Consider the following 26,018-nt stretch of genomic DNA (forward strand, 5'->3'; position numbering starts at 1 on the left):
GCATTCGCGGCAGACCGGCCACAAACGACCTGGCAGTCCCCAGGGCAGACCGCCCAGCTTGGGCACCAGTCCAGGTTCCGCACCCTCGCGGAACTGGGGGTAGTGGCTGCGCATACGGCTCAGAGCGGAATGTTGCCGTGCTTGCGCCACGGGTTCTCGAGCTTCTTCTCGCGCAGCATCACGAGCGAGCGGCAGATGCGCTTGCGCGTTTCGTGCGGCAGGATCACGTCGTCGATGTAGCCGCGCGCGCCCGCCACGTACGGGTTGGCGAAGCGCGCCTTGTACTCGGCCTCGCGGGCGGCCAGCTTCTCGGGGTCGTTCTTGTCCTCGCGGAAGATGATTTCCACCGCGCCCTTGGCGCCCATCACCGCGATCTCGGCGCGCGGCCAGGCGAGGTTGACGTCGCCGCGCAGATGCTTGGAGGCCATCACGTCGTAGGCGCCGCCGTAGGCCTTGCGCGTGATGACGGTGATCTTCGGCACCGTGCACTCCGCGTAGGCGTAGAGCAGCTTGGCGCCGTGCTTGATGATGCCGCCGTACTCCTGGCCCGTGCCGGGCATGAAGCCGGGCACGTCGACGAAGGTAACCACGGGAATGTTGAAGGCGTCGCAGAAGCGCACGAAGCGCGCGGCCTTGATGCTCGACTTGATGTCGAGGCAGCCCGCCAGCACCAGCGGCTGGTTGGCCACGATGCCGATGGTCTGGCCTTCCATGCGGGCAAAGCCGATCACGATGTTCTTCGCATAGTCGGGCTGCAGCTCGAAGAAATCGCCGTCGTCCACCACCTTGAGGATCAGCTCCTTGATGTCGTAGGGCTTGTTCGGGTTGTCGGGCACCAGCGTGTCGAGCGAATAGTCGGGCCGGTCGGCCGGGTCGCCCTGGCCGTTGTTGCCCAGGCGCACCGGCGGCTTCTCGCGGTTGTTGAGCGGCAGGTAGTTGTACAGGCGGCGCAGCATCATCAGCGCCTCGACGTCGTTCTCGAACGCCATGTCGGCCACGCCGCTGCGCGTGGTGTGGGTGACGGCGCCGCCGAGCTCTTCGGCAGTGACGCTTTCATGTGTCACGGTCTTCACCACCTCAGGGCCGGTGACGAACATGTAGCTCGAGTCCTTCACCATGAAAATGAAGTCTGTCATGGCCGGCGAATACACCGCGCCGCCCGCGCAGGGGCCCATGATCATGCTGATCTGCGGCACCACGCCCGAGGCCATCACGTTGCGCTGGAACACGTCGGCATAGCCGCCGAGCGAGGCCACGCCCTCCTGGATGCGCGCGCCGCCCGAGTCATTGAGACCGATGACTGGTGCACCGACCTTCATGGCCTGGTCCATCACCTTGCAGATCTTCTCGGCATGGGCCTCGCTGAGCGCGCCGCCGAAGACGGTGAAGTCCTGGCTGAACACGAACACGAGGCGGCCGTTGATCATCCCGTAGCCGGTGACCACGCCGTCGCCGGGGATCTTCTGCTCGGCCATGCCGAAGTCCACCGAGCGGTGCTCGACGAACATGTCCCACTCCTCGAAGGTGCCGTCGTCGAGCAGCAGCTCGATGCGTTCGCGCGCCGTGAGTTTGCCCTTGGCGTGCTGCGCGTCGATGCGCTTCTGCCCGCCGCCGAGACGCGCCTGGGCGCGGCGCTTTTCGAGTTGTTCGATCAGTTCTTGCATGGTGTGCTTCCGAAGCTGTGGTCCTGAATTTCGTTTGTGGTCTTGGTCATGGCCTGGCGGTGATGGCGGCCGCCGCAAGCAGCTGGCGCGCTGCCGTCGATGCAGGCAGCGCGCCCTGCGCCACCTGCTGCGTGAGCTCGGGTAGCAGCTCGCGCACCTGCGGGTGATGCCTGAAGGCGTGCTTGAGCCCGGCGTCGATGCGCTCCCACATCCACGCGGTGGCCTGCTTCTCGCGGCGCCTGGCGAGCTTGCCGTTGGCCGTCTGCAGTTGCCTGAATTGGGTGACGGCGTCCCAGAAGGCATCGACGCCGGTCCCGGCCAATGCGCTGAGCTGCAGCACCCTCGGCAGCCAAAAGCGCACCTGCTCGCCGCTGTGCGCGTCATGCACCGCATGCGCGTGGTCCGGGTTGCCCTGGTGGCCGAAAAGGCGCAGCGCCGAGGTGATCTGCGCCTGCGCGCGCGTCGCGGCGTCCTTGTCGATGTCGGCCTTGTTGATGACGACGAGGTCGGCGAGCTCCATCACGCCCTTCTTGATGGCCTGCAGGTCGTCGCCCGCGTTGGGCAGTTGCATCAGCACGAACATGTCGGTCATGCCGGCCACCGCCGTTTCGCTCTGGCCCACGCCCACGGTCTCGACGATCACGATGTCGTAGCCCGCGGCCTCGCACACCAGCATCGCCTCGCGCGTCTTCTCGGCCACGCCACCCAGCGTGCCGCTCGACGGGCTGGGCCGGATGTAGGCGCGCTCGTGCACCGAGAGGTGCTCCATGCGCGTCTTGTCACCGAGGATGGAGCCGCCCGATACGGTGGACGAAGGATCGATGGTAAGCACCGCCACGCGATGCCCCTTGCCGATCAGCAGCAGGCCCAGCGTCTCGATGAAGGTCGACTTGCCGACGCCGGGCACGCCCGAGATGCCGAGGCGAAACGAATTCCCGGTGCGCGGCAACAGCGCGGTGAGCAGTTCATCGGCTTGCGCGCGGTGGTCGTCGCGGGTCGATTCGAGCAGCGTGATCGCCTTGGCGATCGCGCGGCGCTGCGACATGCCCGACGTATCGACGACCGCGCCTTCCAGCGCCTGCACGGTGTTCAGCACGCGTCCTCCGGAGACACGCGCCAGCGGTAGTGCAGGTCGACGCCCTCCTCGCCTTCGAGCACGAAGCCATGGCGCAGGTAGAAGCGGTTGGCGTCGCTCTGTACGAGCGCGGTGAGCTTGATGTCCAGTTGCTGCTGGCGCGCCTGCGCCTTGGCCCACTCGAGCACCCATTCGCCGATGCCCAGGCCCTGGAAGCCCGTGCGCAGGTAAAGGTGGTCGAGCCGAAGGGCGTCGGTGCCCTCGGGCTTGAGCGTGACGAAGCCGACGCGCAGCTCGCCGTCGAGCACGATGTGATGCATGAAGGGCACGACGAAACCGGCCTGCAGCCGTTCGCGCGAGCGCGCGGGATCGAAGCGCCCCACGCGCTCCAGGCTGGGGCGCATCGCATCGACGCGCAGGGCCAGCATGGCCTCGAAATCGCTGGATTCCACCGGCTGCAGCGACAGCCGCGACAAGAGATCGCCCACGCTCTGCTTCTCAGGCCGAGACCGCCGCGCGGATCTGTTCCAGCACGTCCTTGGCGCTGGCCGGAATGGGCGTGCCCGGACCGTAGATGCCCTTGACGCCGGCTTCGTAGAGAAAGTCGTAGTCCTGCCGCGGAATCACGCCGCCGACGAACACGATGATGTCGTCCGCGCCCTGCTTCTTCAGTTCGTTGATGATGGCGGGCACCAGCGTCTTGTGGCCGGCCGCGAGCGTGCTCACACCGACGGCATGCACGTCGTTCTCGATGGCTTGGCGCGCGCATTCCTCGGGGGTCTGGAACAGCGGCCCCATGTCGACGTCGAAGCCCAGGTCGGCAAATGCAGTGGCCACCACCTTGGCGCCGCGGTCGTGCCCGTCCTGCCCAAGCTTGGAGATCATCACGCGCGGGCGTCGGCCCTGTTCCTCGGCGAAGGCGTTGATTTCGGTCTTGAGGGCTTCCCAGCCTTCGGCCGAGTCGTAGGCAGCTGCGTACACACCGGTCACCTTTTGCGTGTCGGCCCGATGGCGGCCGAATGATTTTTCGAGCGCATCCGAAATCTCGCCCACCGTGGCGCGCAGGCGCACCGCATCGATGCTGAGTGCGAGCAGGTTGCCGGTGCCGTTCTCCGCGGCTTCGGTCAGCGCGTCGAGCGCGGCCTGCACCTTGGCGCCGTCGCGCGAGGCGCGGATCTTCTGCAGCCGCGCGACCTGCTGCTCGCGCACCATCACGTTGTCGATGGAGAGGCTGTCGATCGCATCCTCGGTCTTGAGCTTGTACTTGTTGACGCCCACGATCACGTCCTTGCCCGAGTCGATGCGCGCCTGCTTCTCGGCCGCGGCCGCCTCGATTTTGAGCTTGGCCCAGCCGCTGTCCACCGCCTTGGTCATGCCGCCCATCGCCTCGACCTCTTCGATGATGGCCCAGGCCGCATCGGCCATGTCCTGCGTGAGCTTCTCCATCATGTAGCTGCCGGCCCAGGGGTCGATCACGTTCGTGATGTGCGTCTCTTCCTGGATGATGAGCTGCGTGTTGCGCGCGATGCGGGCGCTGAACTCGGTGGGCAGCGCGATGGCTTCGTCGAGCGCATTGGTGTGCAGCGACTGCGTGCCGCCGAACACCGCGGCCATCGCCTCGATGGTGGTGCGCACCACGTTGTTGTACGGGTCCTGCTCGGTGAGGCTCCAGCCCGAGGTCTGGCAGTGCGTGCGCAGCATCAGGCTCTTGGGGTTCTTCGGGTTGAACTCCTTCATGATGCGGCACCACAGCAGGCGCGCTGCGCGCATCTTGGCGACTTCAAGATAGAAGTTCATGCCGATGGCCCAGAAGAAGCTCAGGCGACCGGCAAAGCCGTCCACATCGAGGCCCTTGGCCAGCGCGGTCTTCACGTACTCCTTGCCGTCGGCCAGCGTGAAGGCCAGTTCCAGCGCCTGGTTGGCGCCGGCTTCCTGCATGTGGTAGCCGCTGATCGAGATCGAGTTGAACTTGGGCATCTTCTGCGCCGTGTACTCGATGATGTCGCCGATGATCCGCATGCTCGGCGCTGGCGGAAAGATGTACGTGTTGCGGACCATGAACTCCTTGAGGATGTCGTTCTGGATGGTTCCGCTGAGCTGGTCTTGCGCCACGCCCTGCTCTTCGGCCGCGACCACGTAGCCCGCGAGCACCGGCAGCACGGCGCCGTTCATCGTCATCGACACGCTGACCTTGTCCAGCGGGATCTGGTCGAACAGGATCTTCATGTCCTCGACCGAATCGATCGCCACGCCGGCCTTGCCGACGTCGCCCGTCACGCGCGGGTGGTCGCTGTCGTAGCCGCGGTGGGTGGCCAGGTCGAAGGCCACGCTCACGCCCTGCCCGCCGGCGGCCAGCGCCTTGCGATAGAAGGCGTTGGATTCCTCGGCGGTCGAGAAGCCCGCATACTGGCGGATGGTCCAGGGGCGCACCGCGTACATGGTGGCCTGCGGCCCGCGCAGGTAGGGCTCGAAGCCGGGCAGCGTGTCGGTGTACTTCAGGCCCTGCAGGTCGGCCGCGGTGTACAGCGGCTTCACCGCGATGCCGTCGGGCGTGATCCAGTTCAGCGCATTCACGTCGCCGCCCGGCGCTGACTTGGCAGCGGCCTTGGCCCAGGCTTCGAGATCGGCGGGCTTGAAAGAGGGTTCGGGTGTGCTGCTCATGAAGGGGCCGTTCGCAGGGTCTTTCAGGGTATTCGCAAATTCGCCTGCACGGATTTGCAAGCCGGCCGCGAGTCTAACCGATCCATAATTATTAATTCAAACCCCATTTTTGCAGTACAGTCCGGCCCATGTCCGCCGTTACCCTCACCCCCCGCGCCCTCTACGAAGAGGTGGCCGAGCTGCTGCGCCAGCGGATCTTCCGCCGCGAGCTGGAGCCCGGCAGCTGGATCGACGAACTCAAGCTGGCCGAGGAATACGGCATCAGCCGCACGCCGCTGCGCGAGGCCTTGAAAGTGCTGGCGGCCGAGGGCCTGGTCACGATGAAGGTGCGGCGCGGCGCCTACGTCACCGAGGTGTCGGAGCAGGACCTGGCCGACGTCTACCACCTGCTCTCACTGCTGGAAAGCGATGCCGCCGGCGTGGTGGCCGAGCGTGCCACCGACGCGCAGCGTGCGGAGCTGAAGGCGCTGCATGCCGAGCTGGAAGCCGCGGTCGGAAACCGCGAGCATTTCTTCGCGATCAACGAGCGCTTCCACATGCAGCTGCTGGCCATCGCCAACAACAAGTGGCGCGACCAGATGGTGGCCGACCTGCGCAAGGTGATGAAGCTCAACCGGCACAACTCGCTGTTGAAGGCGGGGCGCATTGCGGAGTCGCTGGCGGAGCACCGCTCGGTGATGGCCGCCATCGAGGCGCGCGACGCGGATGCCGCCATGGCCCGCATGCGGGAGCACTTCCAGAACGGCCTCGAAGCCGCGAACTGAAACCTGCCAGCGCGGCGCCGCGCCGGCGAGGAACACCTCCATGGCGCATTGGATTGCGGCCGGGGCTACGTGCTGAAGCTGAGCAATCAGGGCCGGGCGCCCCTCATTCCTGGCTCGAGGTTCCTGCTTCCCCGGCGAGACGCTGCGCCGTCTCCAGCAGCAGCGGCGCGATGCGCACCACCATCGTGTCCTTGGGCAGCAGGTATGCGGGGCCGGCACAGCTCACTGAGTAGCGTTCGCCGCGCGGGCCCTGCAGTGCGAAGGCGATGGCGTGGATGTGCGGATTCCATTCGCCGAAAGAGCCGCAGTAGCCCAGCCGGGCGTACTCGTCGAGGCCGGCCATCAGGCTGGGCTCGATGGCGCTCCAGCTCTCCCCGCTCTCGGCTCGGATCTGCGCCAGCAGTTCGGCCTGGTCCTGCGCCGGCAACGCCGCCAGGTATGCGCGCCCGGCGGCCGAGGTGGCGATGGTCATGCGCGTGCCCACCTCGATACGCGAGCTGATGACCATGGAACGCGGCCGCACCGAATCGATGATGAGCATGTCGAGTTCGTCGCGCACGCCCATGTGCACGCTCACGCCGGCCGATTCCGACAGCGCCGCCAGGTGCGGCCGCGCCACCGTGCGCAGGTCGAATTGGCGCAGGTAGCGGCTGCTCATGTCGAGTAGCGCCGGGCCGAGGCTGAAGCGCTCGCTGTCCTGCGACTGTCGCAAATACCCCGCACTCACCAGCGTGGCGGTGAGCCGCGACACCGTGGCCTTGGGGATGCCCGTGGTGTCAGCCAGTTCGCGATTGCCTATGGGCGCCGATGCCATGCCGATGACCCTGAGGAGAGCCAGGCCCCTGGCGAGCGCACTTACCTCTTCTTTGCCGCCAACCGCGTCATTCATTTATCCAAACCTTTTTATGTCCCTGATGCTCCTCATTTTTCAGCAAAAAACGGTTGACGCGCCACTTATCGCGAAGTAGATATTTCGGAACAATGTTTCAACAAAAGGCAGCAAGCCGCGGCGGGCCTGCTTTTGGGGAAAGCGTGCGATGCGTGTGGGGCTTCAGGCGGCTTGCGCAGCCGGCTCGCGCGCCATCGCCATCACCTCGTGCGCAGGCAGCATCTTGAGCCGGTGATCGCTCCAGACCTGGCGCCAGCGCCGCGCGCCCGGCAAGCCGTTGCGCAGGCCCAGCATGTGCCGCGCGATCGACCACCACTGCGTGCCATGCTCGGCCGCCTCGCGCGCCATGTAGTCGCACATCAGCGACTCGACCTCGTCGCGCGTCAGCGATTGCGCTTCTGCGCCGTAGAACTCTGCGTCCCACTCGGCCAGCCACCAGGGGTTGTGATACGCCTCGCGCCCGACCATCACGCCGTCGAGCAGGCGCAGGTGTTCATGCACCTGTGCGCTGACCGAGATACCGCCGTTGATGGAAAACCGCAGCGACGGAAACTCGTGCTTCAGCCGGTGCACCAGCTCGTAGCGCAGCGGCGGAATCTCGCGGTTCTGCTTCGGGCTCAGTCCCTTCAGCCACGCATTGCGCGCGTGCACGATGAAGGTCTGGCAACCAGCCTCGCTCACCTGGCCCACGAAGTCGCGCACGAATTCGTAGCTCTCGATCTTGTCGATGCCGATGCGGTGCTTGACCGTGACGGGCACGCTCACCACATCGACCATCGCCTTCACGCAGTCGGCCACCAGTTGCGGCTCGTTCATCAGGCAGGCGCCGAAAGCGCCGCGCTGCACGCGCTCGCTCGGGCAGCCGCAGTTCAGGTTGATCTCGTCGTAGCCCCACTCTTCGCCGAGCTTCGCGCAGTGCGCCAGGTCCGCCGGCTCGCTGCCGCCCAGCTGCAGTGCGACCGGGTGTTCCTCGGCGTGGAAGCGCAGGTGCCGGGGCACGTCGCCATGCACCAGCGCACCGGTCGTCACCATCTCGGTGTAGAGCAATGCGTGGCGCGACAGAAGGCGATGGAAGTACCGGCAATGGCGGTCCGTCCAATCCATCATCGGCGCAACCGACAAGCGGCCGGCCCAGGTGTGTTCAGTGTCCATAGATAACGATGACTTGCCGCTTCAGGTCCCGCCGAAGCAGCAGAACATTTTTCAAGCGCAAGGCGCGCACGGCGAATGCCCGCATTTTGCCCCCTGCGCCAGCGCCGCCGCACGCAGGGCTGCGGCGCATCAACGCTCGCGCGCGGCGCGGCGCAGCACCTGGGTGATCGGCTCCACCATGTACTGGAGCGCGGTGTGCTCCTCTCCCCGCAGGTAGATTTCGGCAGGCATGCCGGCGAGCAGCTTCAGGTCTCCCGCCGTCGCGAGAGAAGCCGGGTCGGCCTCGACCAGTACCGAGTAGTAGGGAGCGCCGGTCGCATGGTCGATCAGGCGGTCGCCCGACACATAGATCACCTTGCCGTGCACCAATTGCGTGGTGCGGTACTTGAATGCCGTGAACCGGATGTCGGCCGGCTGCCCGCGTTGAATCCGCCCGATGTCCTCGGGGCGGACGCGCGCATCGGTCACCAGGCGGGTGTCGTCCGGCACCACGTCGGCGATGGTCTCGCGAGGCGGGATCACCGCGCCGGGCGTCGAATACTTCAGATCGATGATCTCGCCGCTGGCCGGCGCCGTGATCACCTGGCGCGCCGAGGCATCGGCCGACTTGCGCCGCTCCTGCTCGATCTCGGCCAGTCGCGCCGCCGTGACCTTGAGCTGGTCGCTCGCCTGCTGGCGGTAGTCGCTCTCGAGCGAGCGGATGCGCAGATCGGCATCGACCGTGCGCTGCTCAGCGCGCGCCAGCTCCGCGCGCCGCTCCTCGATCTTCACGCCGTAGTCGGCCACGGTGCCTTCGAGCTGCGCGATGCGCGTGGCCGAAATGAAGCCATCCTTGAGCAGCTTGCGGTTGGTCTCCAGATCGTTCTTCTGGAACTTCATCGACTCGCTCGCCTGCATGATCTGAGCGCGCAGCGCGCCGATCTCCTCGGCCACCTTCTCGCGCTGCGAACGCAGCAGGCGCACCTGCCCCACCAGCGCATCGCGCCGCGCCTCGAACAGCGCGCGCTCCTTGTCCAGTTGCGCTGCCAGGCGTGGGTCGGCCGCCGCGGTCTCGACCACGTCGGGAGCGAAGGTGATCGCGCGCGCCATGGTCTGCTCCGCATCGAGCCGCGCGAGGCTGGCGCGCTCGGTCTTGACGCGGTGGTCCAGCCGGTTCCTGTCGGCATCGACCGAGACGTCGCCCAGCACCAGCAGGGGCTCGCCCAGCCGCACATGCTGGCCGTCGCGCACCAGGACCTCGCGCACGATGCCGCCTTCGGCATGCTGCACCGGGCGCCGGTTCAGGTCCACCTTCACATAGGCCTGCGCCACCACGGCGGACGACAGCGGCGCGAAGCCCAGCCACGCGGCGGCCGGCAGAAATCCGCAGACCAGCACGGCCAGGCCCCAGTGCATCAGGCGGCGCGCTTCGCGCATATGCAGCGCGAGAGGGTCGTTGGCCGCGATGGCATGCGCCGCGTGAGTCATCGGACAACCTCCGTGCTGCGCACTGCGGTGCGAGCTTGCTTGGGGCGGCCCGGCGCGGCGCTCATGACACCTTCTCCGCAGGGCGCGACGGCATCATCACCACCTGGGCGCTGCCCGTGTTCTGGCCCGAACGCCTGATCGTCTGCATCACCTCCGCCGCCGGTCCGTACTGCTTGACGCGGCCGGCCTCCAACACCAGGAGCTTGTCCATATGCTGCACCAGCGCGCTGCGGTGCGTGACCACGACCACCGTGACCTGCCCGCGCAGCGCCTTCAAGGCCTCGCCCAGCGCCAGTTCGCCCGCCCCGTCCAGGTTGGAGTTGGGCTCGTCCAGCACCAGCAGCTTCGGGTTGCCATAGAGCGCGCGCGCCAGCGCGATGCGCTGGCGCTGGCCCGGCGACAGCATCACGCCCATGTTGTCGACGACGGTGTCGTAGCCCTCGGGCAACGCCAGGATCAGCGCATGCACGCCGGCACGCTGTGCCGCCTGCACGACCTTGTCCGCATCGACCTCGCCCAGCCGCGCGATGTTGTCGGCAACGGTGCCGGCGAAAAGCTCGACATCCTGCGGCACATAGCCGAGCCAGGGGCCGAGTTCTTCGCGCGGCCATTGCGCGAGGTCGACCTCGTCCAGCCGTACGACACCTGCATGCGGTCGCCACAGGCCGGTCAACAGGCGCACCAGGGTCGACTTGCCGGCACCGCTGGGGCCGGTGATGGCCAGCGACTCGCCGGGCTCCAGGCTCAGCGACACGCCCGCGAGGATCATCCGCTCGCCCTGCGGAGGCCGGAACACGAGGCCCTCCGCGTACAGGCGGCCACTCGGCGCCGGCAGCGCCATGCGTTGCGGCTGCCGCTCGGCGGCACCCAGCACCTCGGACAGGCGCGCGAAGGCGAGGCGCCCCTCGGCCAGCACGCGCCAACTCCCCACCACCTGTTCGACCGGCGCCAGCGCCCGGCCGAGCAGGATGGTGCAGGCCACCAGGATGCCCGGCGTGCCCTCGCCCGTGATGACGAGGTAGGCACCCAGTGCCTGCAACAGGACCTGCACCGCCTGGCGCGTGGTGCGCGTGAGCGCAGCCATCGCCACCGACTTGCGCGCGGTCGGCCCCTGCCGCGCGGCGACGCCGGCGTTGAGATCCCGCCAGCGCCCGATCACCGCCTCCCCCATTCCGAGCGATTGCGCCAGCTCCGCGTTCTGCATCGAGGATTCGAGGTAGCGCGTGGCCCTGGCGGCGTCCTTCTGCAGGGCTTCGATGTCGCGGCGCGTGATGCGGTCGTTCACCACGGCAAGGATGAGCATCAGCACCGACGCGGCGGCGGCGGCCATGCCCAGCATCGGATGCGCCATCCAGATGACCGCGACATAGACGAATGTCCATGGCACATCGAACAGGGCCAGCAGGCCCTGGGCGGAAAACAGGCTGCGCAGCGCCGCGACGTCGCGCAAGCCTTCGGAAGGCACGCGCTCGGCGCGCCGCGCCGTGTGGGCCAGCATGACCTTGACCACCACCGGAGACAGCTGATCGGCGATCAGATTGCCCGCGACGCCCTGCAGCCGGCTGCGCAGGTAGTCCAGCATCAGCATCAGGCCGAGCGCCACGGCGACGCCGATCAGCAGCACCAGCAGCGTCTCCCGGCTCTGGCTCGTCAGCACGCGGTCGAAAACCTGCAGCATGAAAAGCGCGGGGGCGAGCAGCAGCAGGTTCACGAAGAACGAGAAGCCCGCAACGAAAAGAAGCGGCCGCTCGAGAAGCTGGAGAAGAGGCTTCATGTCGATTTCTCTCTTGTGCCGCCACCCGCACCCGCGGGCGGCGGGCGATTTCTCACAGCCCGACCTTGATGTCGTTGCTGTCGAAGGTGTCGGCCGGATTGCTCAGCGTCAACGTCGCCACCAGCGTGCGGTTGGCGGCGCCCAGGCCGTCGGCGTCGTAATACAGGTTGCCCGTCGCGCTGTCGTAGATCACGTGCACGCCCGCCCCCACCACGTCTCCCGCGCCACCGCCGTTCAAGGACGCGAACTCGGCCGCCGACAGCGTGCTTCCGCTCGCAGTCGTGAGGGCCGTGAACGTGCCGCGCGACAGCTCGATCAGGTCGCCGCTCGCCGCCGATCCCGACGCATCGAAGTCGGTGATCGAATCCACAGCATTGGGTGCAGAGTCGAAAACGAAGGTGTCGTTGTCCGCGCCGCCTGTGAGTATGTCGGCGCCGGCCCCACCGACGATGCGGTCGTCGCCCGCAAGGCCGTTGATCACGTCATTGCCGCCGCCGCCGCGCAATTGGTCATCCGACGCCGAACCGGTGATCGTGTCGGCAAAGGCCGTGCCGATGACGCCCTCGAAGTTCCTGTAGCTGTCGGTGCCGAGCCCGGCGGCGCTGGCATTGAAGCTTGTGGTGCTGCTGCTTTGCGTCAGCGTGAACGTGAGCCCGGCGGTGCCGTCCGAGAAGTCGAGCAGGTCACCGGTGCCCCCTGCCCCATCGAGCGTGTCGTTGCCGGCGCCACCGCGGATGATGTCGTTCGAGGCGCTGCCGGTGAGGGTGTCGGCCAGGCCCGTTCCGATCACGCCTTCGATGTTCTGGTAGGTGTCGTTGTTGCCGAGTCCGCCGGTGCCGTTGACGATAGTGGTCGATGCGGCACTCTGGACCAGCGTGAAATTGACCGCCACGGTCCCATCCGAGAAGTCGAGCAGGTCCTCGGGGCCGGCACCGCCATCCATCGAGTCGTTGCTGCCCAGGCCGCCTCGCAGCACATCGTTGCCGGCACCGCCCGACAAGGTGTCGTTGCCGTCGCCGCCGATCAGGAGGTCGTTGCCGGAAGAGCCGAGCAGCGTGTCGGCTCCGTTGCCGCTGCCTCCGATGAAGACGTCACCGCCCGCACCGCCGGTCAGGTTGTCGGCGCCGCCGCGGCCATCGATGAAGGAGGCCTGGTAGGTGCCGGCCGCGCTGAGATCGATCGTGTCGGCTGCGTTGCCGTTGGACACGGCCATGACGTCGATCGTCGCCGTTGCCGTGGCGGTGCCGCCGGCCCCGTCCGACACGGTGTACTGGAAACTGCCGGCCGCGGCGCCCGCCGTGCTGCCGCTGGTGAAGCTGATCGTGCCGTTGGTGGCGTCCAGGGTCAGGCCCGAAATCCCGACCGCGCCGCTGACGCCTGTGATCGTCAACGCAAGACCGTCGATGTCGGTGTCGTTGCCGAGCAGCGAACTCGCCGACAGCGTGACCAGCGTGCTGCTGGACACGATGACCCTGTCGGTCGCGGCGACCGGGTCGTCGTTCACCGCGTTGACGGTGATGCTCGCCGTGTCGGTGGCGCTCGAGAACGCGGAGCTGCCTCCATTCGTCACGGTGCTGGCCGTGGTGCCCGCCGTGCCGCTCGTCTGGTCCCAGGCGTGGAAGGTGATGCCATTGCCGACTGTCCCATTGAAGTTCGAATTCGCCTGGAAGTAGACACGCGTGTTCGCGTCCGCGGCCAACAGCAGCGCGGACGCGTCCGACACCGCACCCACCGCTGCCCAGCTGGCGCCGCCATTGGTGGAATACCACCAGCTTCCGTTGGAGGCATTCACCCCCGACAACGCGATGCCGGTGATGGCGCCGTTGTCCGCATCGGTCACGTTGTCGAGGCCGCCGGCCGGCGGATTCAGATTCACCAGGCTCGATACGAGCGTCCCGACGGCCCCGACCGGTGCGCCGGCATCCTCGCTGACCGACGCCAGGGCGGGTGTCGCGGCAGCACTCAGGACGGGTGCATCGTTGGTTCCGGCGATGGTCACGGTCACAACCCGGCTGGCGGTCCCGTCGGACGAGACTGCAGTGAAGCTGTCGCTGATCGATTGACCTGCAGCCAGCTGCTGGATCGCCGCCTGGCCATTGTTGGCCGTGTAGGTCCAGTTGCCGTCGGCTGCCAATGCGAAGCTGCCGTAGCCATTGCTGCCGGTAGTGCTCGCTTGGGGCGCGAAGTTCGACTGGCCCTGGTCGACATCGGCAATCGTCAGCGCACCACCGGTGCTCAGGTTCGGCGTCGAGGCATCCTCGGTCACCGCGCCGCTGGCCACGCCGCCGATCACCGGCACGTCGTTGGTGCCAGTGATCGTTACCGTCACCACCTGGCTGGCGGTCCCGTCGGACGAGACTGCAGTAAAGCTGTCGCTGATCGATTGACCTGCCGCCAACTGCTGGATCGCCGTCTGGCCATTGTTGGCCGTGTAGGTCCAGTTGCCGTCAGCTGCCAATGCGAAGCTGCCGTAGCCATTGCTGCCGGCAGTGCTCGCTTGAGGCGCGAAGTTCGACTGGCCCGCATCCACGTCGGCAATCGTCAGCGCGCCGCTGGCCGCGAGACTGCCACCGGACACCGCAACGTCTTCTTGCACCGTAGCGCTGGCCACACCGCCAATCACCGGCACGTCGTTGGTGCCGGTGATCGTTACCGTCACCACCTGGCTGGCGGTCCCGTCGGACGAGACTGCAGTAAAGCTGTCGCTGATCGACTGACCTGCGCCAAGCTGTTGGATCGCCGCTTGGCCATTGTTGGCCGTGTAGGTCCAGCTGCCATTGGCCGCAAGCGTGAAGTTGCCGTAGCCGCTGCTTCCGGCGGTGCCAGCCTGGGCTGCGAAGCTGGACTGGCCTTGATCGACATCGGCAATCGTCAGTGCACCGCTGGTGCTCAGGTTCGGCGTCGAAGCATCCTCGGTCACCGCGCCGCTGGCAACGCCACCAATCACCGGCACGTCGTTGCTGCCGGTGATCGTTACCGTCACCACTTGGCTGGCGGTGCCATCCGACGACACCGCGGTGAAGCTGTCGCTGATCGTTTGACCTGCGGCCAGTTGTTGGATCGCCGTCTGACCATTGTTGGCCGCGTAAGTCCAATTGCCATTCGCCGCCAGCGTGAAACTGCCGTAGCCATGGCTGCCGGCCGTACTCGCTTGAGGGGCGAAGTTCGACTGGCCTGCATCCACATCGGCAATCGTCAGCGCGCCGCTGGTACTCAGGTTCGGCGTCGAGGCATCCTCGGTCACCGCGCCGCTGGCCACTCCACCGATCACCGGCACGTCATTGGTCCCGGTGATCGTCACCGTCACCACCTGACTGGCCGTTCCGTCGGACGACACGGCGGTGAAGCTGTCGCTGATCGATTGACCGACGCCCAGTTGCTGGATCGCGCCTTGGCTGTTGTCGGCTGCATAGGTCCAAGTGCCGTCGGCCGCTAGCGAGAAGCTGCCGTAGCCATTGCTGCCGGCCGTGCCGGCCTGTGACGCGAAGTTCGACTGACCTTGGTCTACATCAGCAATCGTCAGCGCACCACCGGTGCTCAGGTTCGGCATCGAGGCGTCCTCGGTCACCGCCCCACTGGCGACGCCACCAATCACCGGCACGTCATTGGTGCCGGTGATCGTCACCGTCACCACCTGGCTGGCCGTCCCATCGGACGACACTGCAGTGAAGCTGTCACTGATCGACTCGCCAGCGCCCAGTTGCTGGATCGCCGACTGGCTGTTGTCGGCCGTGTAGGTCCAGCTGCCATTCGCCGCGAGCGTGAAGCTGCCATAGCCGTTGCTGCCGCTGGTGCCGGCCTGAGGCGTGAAGTTCGACTGACCCTGGTCTACATCGGCAATCGTCAGCGCACCGCTGGTGCTCAGATTCGGAGCCGATCCGTCCTCGCTGACCGCGCCGCTGGTGACGCCACCGATCACCGGCACATCGTTGGTCCCGGTGATGGTCACCGTCACGAGTTGGCTCGCCGTACCGTCGGAGGAAACTGCGGTAAAGCTCTCGCTGATCAACTCCCCTGCACCCAACTGCTGAATCACGCTTTGGTTGTTGTCGGCCGCATAGGTCCAAGTGCCGTCGGCCGCCAGCGAGAAACTGCCGTAGCCGTTGCTACCGGCGGTGCCAGCCTGGGGCGTGAAGTTCGACTGACCCTGGTCTACATCGGCAATCGTCAGCGCACCGCTCGTGCTCAGGTTCGGCGTCGAGGCATCCTCGGTCACCGCGCCGCTGGCCACTCCACCAATCACCGGCACGTCGTTGGTGCCAGTGATCGTCACCGTCACCACTTGACTGGCCGTTCCGTCAGACGAGACTGCAGTAAAGCTGTCGCTGATCGATTGACCGGCGCCCAGTTGCTGGATCGCTGCCTGGCCGTTGTCGGCCATGTAGCTCCAACTGCCATCGGCCGCGAGCGAGAAACTGCCGTAGCCGTTGCTGCCGGCGGTGCCAGCCTGGGCTGCGAAGCAGGACTGGCCCGCATCCACATCGGCAATCGTCAGCGCACCACCGGTGCTCAGATTCGGCATCGAGGCATCCTCGGTCACCGCGCCGGTGGCAACGCCGCCAATCACCGGCACGTCATTAGTGCCAGTGATCGTCACCGTCACGATCTGGCTCGCCGTTCCGTCGGACGAGACTGCAATAAAGCTGTCGCTGATCGACTCTCCTGCACCCAACTGCTGGATCGCCGTCTGGCCATTGTTGGCCGTGTAGGTCCAGCTGCCATTCGCCGCCAGCGTGAAACTGCCGTAACCATGGCTGCCGGCCGTGCCAGCCTGGGCTGCGAAGCTGGACTGCCCCTGGTCGACATCGGCGATCGTCAGCGCACCGCTGGTGCTCAGGTTCGGCGTCGAGGCATCCTCGGTCACCGCGCCGCTGGCAACGCCGCCGATCACCGGCACGTCATTGGTCCCGGTGATCGTCACCGTCACCACCTGACTGGCGGTCCCGTCGGACGAGACTGCAGTAAAGCTCTCGCTGATCGACTGACCTGCGCCAAGCTGTTGGATTGCCGCCTGGCCATTGTTGGCCGTGTAGGTCCAGCTGCCATTCGCCGCTAGCGTGAAACTGCCGTAACCATGGCTGCCGGCCGTGCCAGCCTGGGCTGCGAAGCTGGACTGCCCCTGGTCGACATCGGCAATCGTCAGCGCGCCGCTGGTGCTCAGGTTCGGCGTCGAGGCATCCTCGGTCACCGCGCCGCTGGCCACACCACCAATCACCGGCACGTCATTGGTCCCGGTCACCGTCACGGTGATCTGCTGATTGACCGTGCCGCCGTGGCCATCGTTGATGGTGACGGTGAAGGTTTCCGTCACCGTCTGGCCTTGGGCCAGATACTGCGTGGCCGCGTTGGCGACACTGTAGTTCCAGCTCACCGTGCCGTCGCCCGCACCAGTGGCCGCATCGCTGACGCCAGCCGTCAACACCCCGCCCAGCGTGTTGCCTGAACCGGCCGCCACGCTGACGCTGTGCGCATCGCTCAGGTCCACGTCGTCGAAGGTGATCGTGCCGCTGTCGCTCAGGGTCGGCGTCGCCGCATCCTCGGTCACCGCCGCAGCGGCATCGGCCGTGCCGATCGTCGGCGCGTCGTTGGTGCCGGTGATGGTCACGTCGATCTGCCGGGTGACGATGCCGCCGTGCTGGTCGTTCACTGTGATGGTGAAGCTCTCGACCCGGGTCTGGCCCGCGGCCAGGTACTCGACGGCCGTGGCGTCCACGGTGTAGGTCCAGGTGAGCTGACCGCCCGTGCCGGTCCCCGTGGTGTCGGCGTTCCTGACCGCCGTCAGGCTCCCGAGCACGCTACCGACCGGCGTGCCGGCGGCGCTCACCAGGTGCACGTCGCTCAGGTCCAGGTCGTTGAAGCTGATGACACCGCTGTCGCTCAGCGTGCCCGACGGCGCGATCTGCTCGCTCACCGCACCCACCAGGTCCTGGGCTGTGATCACCGGGCCATCGTTGGTGCCGGTGATGGTGATGGTCGCCGTGGCCAATCCCGTCCCACCATCGGCGTCTGTCACCTGGTAGCTGAAGGTGTCGGTTGCGGTCTCGCCCGCTGCCAGGTACTGGAAAGCGGCCGCATGGGGCTGGTACTGGAAATACCAGGTCGATGGATCGCCCATCGCCGGCTGAACGAGCGTGGCCGTTCCATGGGCCGGCGCCGAGGCCAGCGTCAAGCTCCTGACCAGGTCAGGGACCAGATCGTTCTGCAGCACATGGATCTGCACGCCCGGGCCGTCTTCGGTCGTCACGGCCGCATCGCCGAGCGCCCTTACCGCTTCGTTGGCCGGATTCAGCTCGATCCCGTCCACAAGGATTCTCAGGACTTCGGTCATCTGGACGGTCAGCGTGGACGACCCGAAGCTGAAAACGAAATCGCTGGCCGAACCATTGGAAACCTCGCCGGTCCTGGCATTGGTCACTGCCGCAAGATGGGCCAGGTAGGCGGCGATCTGCGTCTGGGTGGCAGAGTCCAGCCACTGCGCCCGCGTGAACTGGAGCAGGAGCGTGTCGACACCCGCCCCGCCCGTGTACACGTCTTTGGTGCCGGCCGCGGCGTTCTCGCTGACGTTGTAGATCAGGGTGTCGTTCCCCGATCCTCCATTGAGCTGGTCGCTGCCGCTGCCACCGTCGAGCGTGTCGTCTCCCGCGCCACCATTCAACGAATCGCTCCCGGCTCCGCCGTTGACCGTGTCGTCCCCGTTGCCGCTGTTGATGGTGTCGTTGCCGGCCGTGCCGGTGAGAAGGTCGTTGCCGTTGGAGCCGGTGATCGCGGTCATGTGCTTCCTTTGTGAGCGCCGAAAGGCCGGCGCGTACCTGTCTCGACGCTGCGTTTGCTTGTTTGCAAATTAGATGGCGCCAGCGGCGCGAGCACATGGAAGGAATGTCCTTTCCCTCATGAGCGATAAGTACCGGGACGACTTTGAAAAGCCTGGTACTTTTGTCCTGCCGAGCATCCGTACGCGTGGGCGTGTGGTCGCGTTGACGCCGGGCGGGCAAGCGCCCTGGCTTCTCACCCAGTCTTTTTTCACACGCTGCCGCGCAGCCATGTAGTTGCGGGGCGTGACCGTGGCCGTCGTCGCCGCAGGCCTGCCAGTCGGCGAAGTGAACGCAGCCCTTGCTGATGGCCGCACCGAGTTCGGCCGGCACCCGCGCGGCACCGTGCGCGGCATCGAATTCGAACGCGACGTTGACGAGCCAGCCGGCGTGATGCCAGGGCAGCGCCTGCACGAGGGCGCTGCGGCTGGAGAATGTGAAAGGAGGCGTGAAAGGCTGCGGCAGCCTCAGGCGCTCAGGCCGGCACGGGCTCGCCGGAAGCGGCCTGCACCGGAATGTGCGCGCGCTCTTCCTTGATGCGGTTGGCGCCGTCCACGAAAACCAGCTTCGGCAGGTACCCGGCCACGCGCTCTTCGGGCACAAGGCCGAAGGCCGCAATGATGAGCAGGTCGCCGACGGCGGCCCGGCGCGCGGCCGAGCCGTTGACCGAGATGATGCCGCTGCCGCGCTCGCCGCGAATGGCGTAGGTCACGAAGCGTTCGCCGTTGTTGATGTTCCAGATGTGCACCTGCTCGTTCTCGGCCAGGTTGGCTGCGTCGAGCAGGTCCTGGTCGATGGCGCAGGAGCCTTCGTAGTGCAGTTCGCAATCGGTGACGGTGGCGCGGTGGATCTTGGACTTGAGCAATGTTCTGAACATGGTCGATGAAATTTCCGTGCAAGGGGGTTCGGGCCGGCGCAGTCTAAGCGCAAGCCTGCAGCGGTCTACGACAGGTGGCGGCGTTGTCCGACTCGCCCTCCGGCTTCAGTCCGGACAATGACCAGCCTCGGCCCGAGACAAGCCGAGCGTTACGTTACAAGAAGCTCCGGCCCCGCACGATGACCCGCATCTACCTGATAGAAGACAACCCCCTGATCGCCGCCACACTGGCCGACGGACTGCAGGAATTTTCCGAATGCAACGTGATCGGGACCGCCGCCACTTCGCGCGGCGCCATCGACTGGTTTCAGGACAATCCCGAAGGCTGGGACGCGGCCGTCATCGACATCTTCCTGGCCGAGGGCAATGGGCTCGCCGTGGCTCAATACCTGCAGGCGCACAAGTCGCCGGCGCAGCGCACGGTCGTCCTCATGAACTACGCAACTTCCGAGGTGCGCGAAGGCGCGCTGTCCGCGGGTGTCGATGCGGTGTTCGACAAGTCGCACGAACTCGAAGCTTTCTACGAGTTCTGCAGGACGCTGAACATCTCGCCGCGCCGCTGAGTCCGCTTCTACCCCCTCTCCTCTCTGGGAGAGGGAACAGAGTCTTCACGCCTCCTCGTACCAGCGATCCTTCGCCAGCATCACCCGGTGGTGCCCATGCCCCGACGGCATCATCGGAAAGCAGTTCTCCTGCGCCGCCACTTGCACGTCCAGGAAGAACGGCCCTTCGCTCGCCAGGCATTCAGCCAGCGCGCCTTCCAGTTCGGCCGGGTCCGACACCCGCCGTGCGCCCCAGCCGAAGGCCTTTGCCAGCGCCACGAAATCGGGCAGCGCCTCGTTCCAGCTGTGGCTCAGGCGATTGCCGTGGTTCAGCTCCTGCCATTGCCGCACCATGCCCATGTAGCCGTTGTTGCACAGCACCAGCTTCACCGGCGCGCGGTGCTGCACCGCCGTCGACAGCTCCTGGATGTTCATGAGCACCGAGGCATCGCCGCTCACGCACACGGTCAGCGCCTCGGGGTGGCCGATCTGGGCGCCGATGGCCGCGGGCAGCCCGTAGCCCATGGTCCCGGCGCCACCGGAGGTGAGCCAGTGGCGCGGGCTGTCGAAGCGCAGGTACTGCGCGGCCCACATCTGGTGCTGCCCCACGTCGGTCGACACGATGGTGTCGCGCCCGCCCGCGCCGATGGCCCGCTGCAGCGACGACATCAGCTGCTGCGGCAGGATCGAATCCTCGCGCGGCTCGAAGGCCAGGCAGTCGACGGCGCGCCAGCGCTCGATGCGCGCCCACCACGGCGCCAGACGCTCTGGTGCAAAGCCCTCGGCCGGCAGCAGCGCCAGCAGGTTTTCGAGGATCGCCGCGCAGTCCCCCACCATCGGCACGTCCACGCGCACCACCTTGTTGATGCTGCCGGGGTCGATGTCGATGTGGATCTTGCGCGCGTGCGGACAGAACTCGTCGAGCTTGCCGGTCACGCGGTCGTCGAAGCGCGCGCCGACGCACACCACGAGGTCGGCCTCGTGCATCGCCAGGTTGGCTTCGAGCATGCCGTGCATGCCCAGCATGCCGATGAACTTCGGGTCCGATGCGGGGAACGCGCCCAGCCCCATCAGCGTGAGCGTGCACGGCGCGTGCAGCAGGTTCACGAGCCGCGCGAAAGCCTCGCAGGCGGCTGGCCCCGAATTGACCAGCCCGCCGCCGCCATAGACGACAGGCCGGCGCGCGGTCGAAAGCAGGTCGGCCGCGCGCTGCATCATGGCCTTCGGCGGCAGCGCCGTGCGGCTCGTGCGCAGCGCGCGCAGCGGCGAAGGCTCGGGCGCCCTGCCCAGCCGGTCGAGCTGGATGTCCTTCGGCACGTCGAGCAGCACCGGTCCCGGGCGGCCGGTGTTGGCGATTTCCAGCGCGCGCCGCACCAGCGAGGGCACGTCGTCGGCCGAGCGCACCTGCCGGTTCCACTTGGTCACCGGGCGCGACATGCCGAGCGCATCGCTCTCCTGGAATGCCTGCGTGCCGATGACGGCGGTGGCCACCTGCCCGCTGATGCAAAGCACCGGCACCGAATCGCTCATCGCATCGAGCAGCCCGGTGATGGTGTTACCCACGCCCGGCCCCGAGGTGACCAGCACCACGCCCACGCGGCCGGTGCTGCGCGCATAGCCCTCGGCCGCATGCACGGCCGCCTGCTCGTGGCGCACCAGCACGTGGTGCAGCCTCGGCTCGCCGTGCAGCGCGTCGTACAGCGGCAGCGCCGCGCCGCCGGGGTAGCCGAAGATGGTGTCCACGCCGCACTCGACCAGCGTGTCGAGCAGGGCTTCGGCGCCGTTGCGGATACGGGCTGGCGCTTCCGGGTGGAGAGACAGGGAAGACGTGAGGGGTAGGTCGAGAAGTCGCATGCCGTCGATTCTTCCGGTTTGAGCGCAAAATATGCTTCTTTCTTTTGGCCTTTTTGGCTCCATTCATGAAAACCAGTCGGCAAAACACCAATGACAACGAAGGATCTTTCGACAAGACCGACCTTGCCATCCTGCGCGTTCTGCTGCTCGACTCGCGCAAGACCCTGCAGGAGATCGGCAACGAGGTCGGCCTGTCGCCCACCAGCTGCTGGACGCGCATCAAGAAGCTCGAGGCCTCGGGCGTCATCAAGCGCTACACGGTCGACGTCGATCCGGCCAAGCTCGGCTACCACGACTCGGTGATCGTGCAGGTCACGCTCGAAAGCCACACCGACGAGACCCTGTATGACTTCGGCCGCACGCTGGCGACCATTCCGGAGATCCAGGAGGCCTACCTCGTCTCGGGCGACTACGACTACTACATCCGCATCGCCGTGCGCGACACGCGCGACTACGAGCGGCTGCTGCGCGAAAAGCTCTACAAGATCCCCGGCATCCGGCACAGCAAGTCGCACTTCGTCCTGCGGGTGCTGAAGGAAACCAGCGTGCCCGTGATCTAGGGGTGAACGCGCCGATGCCCGCGTTGGCGGGGAAGTTGAGCCAAGGACATAATCGGCTCGCGGTCGGCCGGCGGGAGCGGGAGCCGAACCGCATCACAGTGCCTACGCTCGTCAGGCGCATCCACAAAAATGAGTTCCATGGCAGAAGCGATCTAGATCTATGAGGCCAGCCAGCAAAGGCTGTTGGAGAGTCAGCCGATGGATCGCCAAGCTGTGGCTGGCATTGCCGCTCGCCGTACTGCCTTGTGCGCATGCCAGCGAACCATCGGAGGCCGATGCCGTGCCGCAGCGCGATGGCGTCGTCCACATCACGAAGGCCGAGCTGCTGTCCGTTTCCGGCACGGGTTATTCCGCCCCTCCGAAGCGTGCGGAAGACGCCGCGCTGCCGGCCGACGGCTGGAAGACAATCAGCCTTCCGCATACGGCCCCGCGCGAACTGGTGCCGACGTCTTCCAGCGGCGCGCGGACCGTCACCGACTGGTACCGCATCGACCTGGCCGGGCTGGCGCCATCGGCGCAGCCGCGCCTTCTTTATCTCCCGCGCTGGAAGACCCTGGGCCACATTGCGGTGTACGGCGACGGCCTTTTGCTCTATCAGTCGCATGGCAGCCCCGTCCACAACGACTACAACCATCCGCTCCTGCTGCCGCTGAACGCGACCGCCAACACGCCTTCGCCCACGTCCGTGCTGATCCGCGTCGACCGCCTGCGCAACAGCGGGAGCGGATTCTCGACCGTGTGGGTGGGCGACGAGGATTCACTCAGCTGGCGCTACCAGGTGCGCCAACTGCTGCAGGTGCAGTTGCCGTTCATGGGCAGCGCCGCCTTCCTGGCGGTCGGCGCATTCGCGTTCGCCGTGTGGCTGGGCAAGAGGCGCGAATCGCTCTACCTGCTGTTCTTCGCCATCTCCGCGCTCGCCTTCCTGCGAACGCTTCACTACTACGTGGGCGGCAGCTACACCCCGATTTCGGACGAATGGTTCGAATGGATAACCGTGGCCAGCCTGCTCTGGCTGATCGTCCTGATCCACCTGTTCCTGCAGCGCCTGCATCGGCAGCCTTCGGCCTGGCTGACCCGCTCGGCGCTGGCCTTGACACTGGCCTGCAATGTCGCAACGCTGCCTCACGCCTCGACGTGGGTGGTCAGCCTCTACCTCTTCACGCCCCTGCTCAACCTGATGGTGCTGCCCGTCGCGGTGCTGATCTTTGCGGTGAATTTGCGCAAGGCGTTGCGCGCGCAACTGCCCGAGGGACGGCTGGTGGCGGGCTGGACCGTCTTCGCCGTCGCCTTCACCTCCTACGACGGGTTCCTGCAGAACAACCTGGTCAGCCCGGAGAGCGTGTACACCTCTCCCTACGCCATCATCGGCCTGTTCTTCGTCTTTTCGTACATCCTGTTCCAGCGCTACACCGACGCGTTCGCCGAAGTGGGCCGGTTGAACAAGGGCCTGGCCCAGCGCCTGCAGGCCCGCGAAGCCGAGCTGGGGCAAAGCTACCGGCGGCTGCGCGCCATCGAAACCCAGCACATGCTCAGCGCCGAGCGCCGGCGCCTGATGCAGGACATGCACGACGGACTCGGTTCGTCGCTGATCAGCGCCATCCGCTCGGTGGAGCGGGGCACCATGAGCGACGCCGAGGTTTCCGACGTGCTCAAGGGCTGCATGGACGACCTGAAGCTGGTGATCGACTCCATGGAGAACGTGGACGCCGACTTGCTGCTGCTGCTGGCAACCCTGCGCTTTCGCCTGGCGCCGCGCATCGAGAGCGCGGGTGTCGCGCTGCGCTGGGAGGTGCAGCCCGTGCCCGTGCTGTCCTGGCTGGAACCGAAAAGCGCGCTGCACATCCTGCGCATCGTGCAGGAATGCGTGGCCAACGTGCTGCGCCACACACGGGCCACCACCATCTGCGTGAGCACCGCGACGCTCGACCAGGCCGTGTGCGTGGCGATCGAAGACAACGGCGCGGGCTTCGACGTGGATGAGGCCCTGCGCCGCGGCGGCCGCGGGCTGCGCAACCAGCAGCGGCGCGCACTTGCCATCGGCGCCACCGTGAGCTGGGAATCCGGCAGCACCGGCACCCGCTTCATGCTGTGGCTGCCCCTGCACCGCAAGGTCGACGCCGAGAAGGCCATCGATGCCTTCTAGGCCCGCCGGGCTTCAGAGGCTCGCCGCGATCTGCTCGCGCAGCCACTTATGCGCAGGGTCGCGGTGCCGGCGCTCATGCCAGAGCATGGCCATCTCGTAGCCGGCCACCTCGAGCGGCGCTTCCACCACCCGCAGCCCGGGCGCGCCGCGCGCCAGCCGCTCGGGCAGCATCGCCACCATGTCGGTGGAGGCCAGCACCGACATCATGAAAAGGAAGTGCGGCACCGACAGCACCACGCGCCGCGCGAGGCTCTTCCCTGCGAGCGCCTCGTCCGTCGGCCCGGCGAAGCCGCCGCCGCCGAGCGAGACCACCACGTGCTCCAGCGCGCAGAACTGCGCCAGCGTCGGCCGCCGCTTCAGGCGCGGATGCCCTGCCCGCCCGGCCAGCACATAGCGCTCATGGAACAGCACGCGCCGGTGCAGCCCCGGTGGCGCGCCAACGCTGGTGTGAAAGAACAGGTCGATCTCCCCCTGCTCCAGCTGCCGTGCCATGCGCGACGGCACCGCCTCCACCACGGCCAGCCGGGTGTTCGGCGCTTCGGCGCGCAAGCGGGCCAGCGCCGGCAGGAGGATCGCCGACTCGGCGTAGTCGGCAGCGGCCACGCGCCAGGTGATGGTCGCCTCGGCCGGATCGAAAGGCCCCGTGGGTGCGACCGCGCGGCCCAGCGACTCCAGCGCTTCGCGCAGCGGCTCGCGCAGCTCGTCCGCGCGAGCGGTGGGCCGCATGCCGCGCTGCGCGGGCACCAGCAGCGGATCGCCGAACACTTCCCGAAGCTTGGCGAGCTGCACGCTCACCGAGGGCTGCGAAAGGTTCAGGCGCTCGGCCGCGCGCGTGACGTTGCGCTCGGCCAGGAGCGTGTCGAGCGTGACCAGCAGGTTGAGATCGAGGCGGCTGAAATTGTTCATGGCAATTGCTGGAATTCAGACTATTCATTTCCAATATATCGCCACGGCGCCTAACCTGCGGACATCTTCATTCCAACCCTTGTGAAACCGTGAACATCCTGCTGGTCCTTGCCCATCCCGAAGCCGCCTCGCTCAACGGTGCGCTCCATCGCTTCATGACCGAACGCCTCGCGGCCGCCGGCCACTCCGTGCGCGTGTCGGACCTGTACGCCATGCGCTGGAAGCCCGCGCTCGACGCCGACGACTTCCCCGCGCGCGATGCCGCCGCGCGCTTCGACCCCTCCCTCGAATCGCTGCAGGCCTTCGAGGCCGGCACGCAAACCGCCGACATCGCCGCCGAGCAGGAAAAGCTGCTCTGGGCCGACGCGGTGATTCTGCAGTTTCCGCTGTGGTGGTACTCGATGCCGGCCATCCTCAAGGGCTGGGTCGAGCGCATCTACGCGTATGGCTTCGCCTACGGCGTGGGCGAGCACTCCGACACGCACTGGGGCGACCGCTTCGGCGAAGGCACGCTGACCGGCAAGCGCGCCATGCTGGTGGTGACGACCGGCGGCTGGGCCTCGCACTACGCGCCGCGCGGCATCAACGGGCCCATGGACGACCTGCTGTTCCCCATCCAGCACGGCATCCTCTACTACCCCGGCTTCGACGTGCTACCGCCTTACGTGGTGCATCGCACGCACAAGGTCGACGAGGCCGCTTACGCGCGCATCACCGAAGAGCTGGGCCAGCGGCTCGACACGCTGTTCACGGCCGAGCCGATTCCGTTCCGCCGGCAGAACGGAGGCGACTACGAGATTCCCGCCCTCACGCTGCGCGAGGACATCGCGCCGGGTGAGGCGGGCTTTGGGGTGCACAGTGCCTAAGGCAGTTGTCGGTTC

General features: G+C 66.9%; 17 protein-coding genes. 5 read left to right on the forward strand and 12 right to left on the reverse strand.

Features of this window, described 5'->3' with window-relative positions; genetic code table 11:
• Window positions 1-119: 119 nt before the first annotated feature.
• The 4 genes from ACEN9N_RS12370 to scpA are packed head-to-tail and all read right to left on the reverse strand — an operon-like array spanning window position 120 to window position 5,400.
• Complete coding sequence (locus tag ACEN9N_RS12370; protein WP_007828159.1) at window positions 120-1,664, reverse strand: acyl-CoA carboxylase subunit beta; 1,545 nt, start codon at window positions 1,662-1,664, stop codon at window positions 120-122.
• 46 nt (window positions 1,665-1,710) lie between these two features.
• Window positions 1,711-2,709: a methylmalonyl Co-A mutase-associated GTPase MeaB gene (gene meaB / locus ACEN9N_RS12375; protein WP_495656376.1), complete on the reverse strand. Its 999-nt coding sequence runs from the start codon at window positions 2,707-2,709 to the stop codon at window positions 1,711-1,713.
• A 44-nt stretch (window positions 2,710-2,753) separates the two neighbouring features.
• A complete protein-coding gene (locus ACEN9N_RS12380; protein WP_413314647.1) occupies window positions 2,754-3,227 on the reverse strand; it encodes a GNAT family N-acetyltransferase in 474 nt (157 codons plus the stop codon).
• A gap of 10 nt (window positions 3,228-3,237) precedes the next feature.
• Entirely contained in the window at window positions 3,238-5,400 is a 2,163-nt protein-coding gene (scpA, locus tag ACEN9N_RS12385) for a methylmalonyl-CoA mutase (protein ID WP_495656159.1), read from the reverse strand.
• A 128-nt stretch (window positions 5,401-5,528) separates the two neighbouring features.
• Between scpA and ACEN9N_RS12390 the strand changes: the two genes are divergently transcribed.
• A complete protein-coding gene (locus ACEN9N_RS12390) occupies window positions 5,529-6,164 on the forward strand; it encodes a GntR family transcriptional regulator (RefSeq protein ID WP_413314644.1) in 636 nt (211 codons plus the stop codon).
• Window positions 6,165-6,267: 103 nt separating this feature from the next.
• Here the strand turns inward: ACEN9N_RS12390 and ACEN9N_RS12395 are convergent, their stop codons facing one another.
• From ACEN9N_RS12395 to panD, 6 genes are all read right to left on the reverse strand, one after another.
• Window positions 6,268-7,053 carry an IclR family transcriptional regulator gene (locus ACEN9N_RS12395; protein ID WP_495656160.1) on the reverse strand — a complete coding sequence of 262 codons (786 nt, stop codon included), beginning with the start codon at window positions 7,051-7,053 and terminating at the stop codon, window positions 6,268-6,270.
• Between the two features lie 162 nt (window positions 7,054-7,215).
• Window positions 7,216-8,205: a tRNA dihydrouridine(20/20a) synthase DusA gene (gene dusA / locus ACEN9N_RS12400; protein ID WP_495656161.1), complete on the reverse strand. Its 990-nt coding sequence runs from the start codon at window positions 8,203-8,205 to the stop codon at window positions 7,216-7,218.
• Between the two features lie 129 nt (window positions 8,206-8,334).
• On the reverse strand, window positions 8,335-9,672 hold the full coding sequence (locus ACEN9N_RS12405; protein ID WP_495656162.1) for an HlyD family type I secretion periplasmic adaptor subunit: 1,338 nt from the start codon (window positions 9,670-9,672) through the stop codon (window positions 8,335-8,337).
• A 61-nt stretch (window positions 9,673-9,733) separates the two neighbouring features.
• Window positions 9,734-11,446 (reverse strand): type I secretion system permease/ATPase, encoded by a 1,713-nt coding sequence (locus ACEN9N_RS12410; protein WP_495656163.1) that lies wholly within the window; start codon window positions 11,444-11,446, stop codon window positions 9,734-9,736.
• A gap of 52 nt (window positions 11,447-11,498) precedes the next feature.
• Complete coding sequence (locus tag ACEN9N_RS12415) at window positions 11,499-18,218, reverse strand: calcium-binding protein (RefSeq protein ID WP_495656164.1); 6,720 nt, start codon at window positions 18,216-18,218, stop codon at window positions 11,499-11,501.
• A gap of 512 nt (window positions 18,219-18,730) precedes the next feature.
• The gene (gene panD, locus ACEN9N_RS12420; RefSeq protein WP_007839165.1) at window positions 18,731-19,132 is read right to left on the reverse strand and encodes an aspartate 1-decarboxylase; all 402 of its coding nucleotides are present in this window, start codon (window positions 19,130-19,132) and stop codon (window positions 18,731-18,733) included.
• 179 nt (window positions 19,133-19,311) lie between these two features.
• Between panD and ACEN9N_RS12425 the strand changes: the two genes are divergently transcribed.
• Window positions 19,312-19,695 carry a response regulator gene (locus ACEN9N_RS12425; RefSeq protein WP_413316196.1) on the forward strand — a complete coding sequence of 128 codons (384 nt, stop codon included), beginning with the start codon at window positions 19,312-19,314 and terminating at the stop codon, window positions 19,693-19,695.
• Between the two features lie 45 nt (window positions 19,696-19,740).
• Here ACEN9N_RS12425 and ilvB read toward each other — a convergent pair whose 3' ends face one another.
• A complete protein-coding gene (ilvB, locus tag ACEN9N_RS12430) occupies window positions 19,741-21,528 on the reverse strand; it encodes a biosynthetic-type acetolactate synthase large subunit (RefSeq protein ID WP_495656165.1) in 1,788 nt (595 codons plus the stop codon).
• Between the two features lie 65 nt (window positions 21,529-21,593).
• Between ilvB and ACEN9N_RS12435 the strand changes: the two genes are divergently transcribed.
• Together ACEN9N_RS12435 and ACEN9N_RS12440 are read left to right on the forward strand one after the other, a co-directional pair.
• On the forward strand, window positions 21,594-22,088 hold the full coding sequence (locus tag ACEN9N_RS12435) for an Lrp/AsnC family transcriptional regulator (RefSeq protein ID WP_007839162.1): 495 nt from the start codon (window positions 21,594-21,596) through the stop codon (window positions 22,086-22,088).
• Between the two features lie 223 nt (window positions 22,089-22,311).
• Entirely contained in the window at window positions 22,312-24,231 is a 1,920-nt protein-coding gene (locus tag ACEN9N_RS12440; RefSeq protein WP_495656166.1) for a sensor histidine kinase, read from the forward strand.
• Between the two features lie 12 nt (window positions 24,232-24,243).
• On the opposite strand, the gene ACEN9N_RS12445 is transcribed toward ACEN9N_RS12440, so the two are convergent.
• Window positions 24,244-25,137 carry a LysR family transcriptional regulator gene (locus ACEN9N_RS12445; protein ID WP_413316194.1) on the reverse strand — a complete coding sequence of 298 codons (894 nt, stop codon included), beginning with the start codon at window positions 25,135-25,137 and terminating at the stop codon, window positions 24,244-24,246.
• 89 nt (window positions 25,138-25,226) lie between these two features.
• Here ACEN9N_RS12445 and ACEN9N_RS12450 point away from each other — a divergent pair, with 89 nt between their 5' ends.
• Window positions 25,227-26,003, forward strand: coding sequence for an NAD(P)H-dependent oxidoreductase (locus tag ACEN9N_RS12450; protein ID WP_413316193.1), 777 nt, complete (start codon window positions 25,227-25,229; stop codon window positions 26,001-26,003).
• The last annotated feature ends 15 nt before the right edge of the window (window positions 26,004-26,018 follow it).

This window comes from Variovorax sp. Varisp46 (genome assembly GCF_059491885.1).

Excerpts from the sequence above, each read along its gene's own strand:
- ACEN9N_RS12415 (WP_495656164.1), bottom strand. The coding sequence starts at position 18,218 with ATGACCGCGATCACCGGCTCCAACGGCAACGACCTTCTCACCGGCACG.
- dusA (WP_495656161.1), bottom strand. The coding sequence starts at position 8,205 with ATGGACACTGAACACACCTGGGCCGGCCGCTTGTCGGTTGCGCCGATG.
- ACEN9N_RS12395 (WP_495656160.1), bottom strand. The coding sequence starts at position 7,053 with ATGAATGACGCGGTTGGCGGCAAAGAAGAGGTAAGTGCGCTCGCCAGG.
- ilvB (WP_495656165.1), bottom strand. The coding sequence starts at position 21,528 with ATGCGACTTCTCGACCTACCCCTCACGTCTTCCCTGTCTCTCCACCCG.
- ACEN9N_RS12425 (WP_413316196.1), top strand. The coding sequence starts at position 19,312 with ATGACCCGCATCTACCTGATAGAAGACAACCCCCTGATCGCCGCCACA.
- ACEN9N_RS12405 (WP_495656162.1), bottom strand. The coding sequence starts at position 9,672 with ATGACTCACGCGGCGCATGCCATCGCGGCCAACGACCCTCTCGCGCTG.
- ACEN9N_RS12435 (WP_007839162.1), top strand. The coding sequence starts at position 21,594 with ATGAAAACCAGTCGGCAAAACACCAATGACAACGAAGGATCTTTCGAC.
- ACEN9N_RS12390 (WP_413314644.1), top strand. The coding sequence starts at position 5,529 with ATGTCCGCCGTTACCCTCACCCCCCGCGCCCTCTACGAAGAGGTGGCC.
- ACEN9N_RS12370 (WP_007828159.1), bottom strand. The coding sequence starts at position 1,664 with ATGCAAGAACTGATCGAACAACTCGAAAAGCGCCGCGCCCAGGCGCGT.
- ACEN9N_RS12445 (WP_413316194.1), bottom strand. The coding sequence starts at position 25,137 with ATGAACAATTTCAGCCGCCTCGATCTCAACCTGCTGGTCACGCTCGAC.
- scpA (WP_495656159.1), bottom strand. The coding sequence starts at position 5,400 with ATGAGCAGCACACCCGAACCCTCTTTCAAGCCCGCCGATCTCGAAGCC.
- meaB (WP_495656376.1), bottom strand. The coding sequence starts at position 2,709 with ATGTCGCAGCGCCGCGCGATCGCCAAGGCGATCACGCTGCTCGAATCG.
- panD (WP_007839165.1), bottom strand. The coding sequence starts at position 19,132 with ATGTTCAGAACATTGCTCAAGTCCAAGATCCACCGCGCCACCGTCACC.
- ACEN9N_RS12410 (WP_495656163.1), bottom strand. The coding sequence starts at position 11,446 with ATGAAGCCTCTTCTCCAGCTTCTCGAGCGGCCGCTTCTTTTCGTTGCG.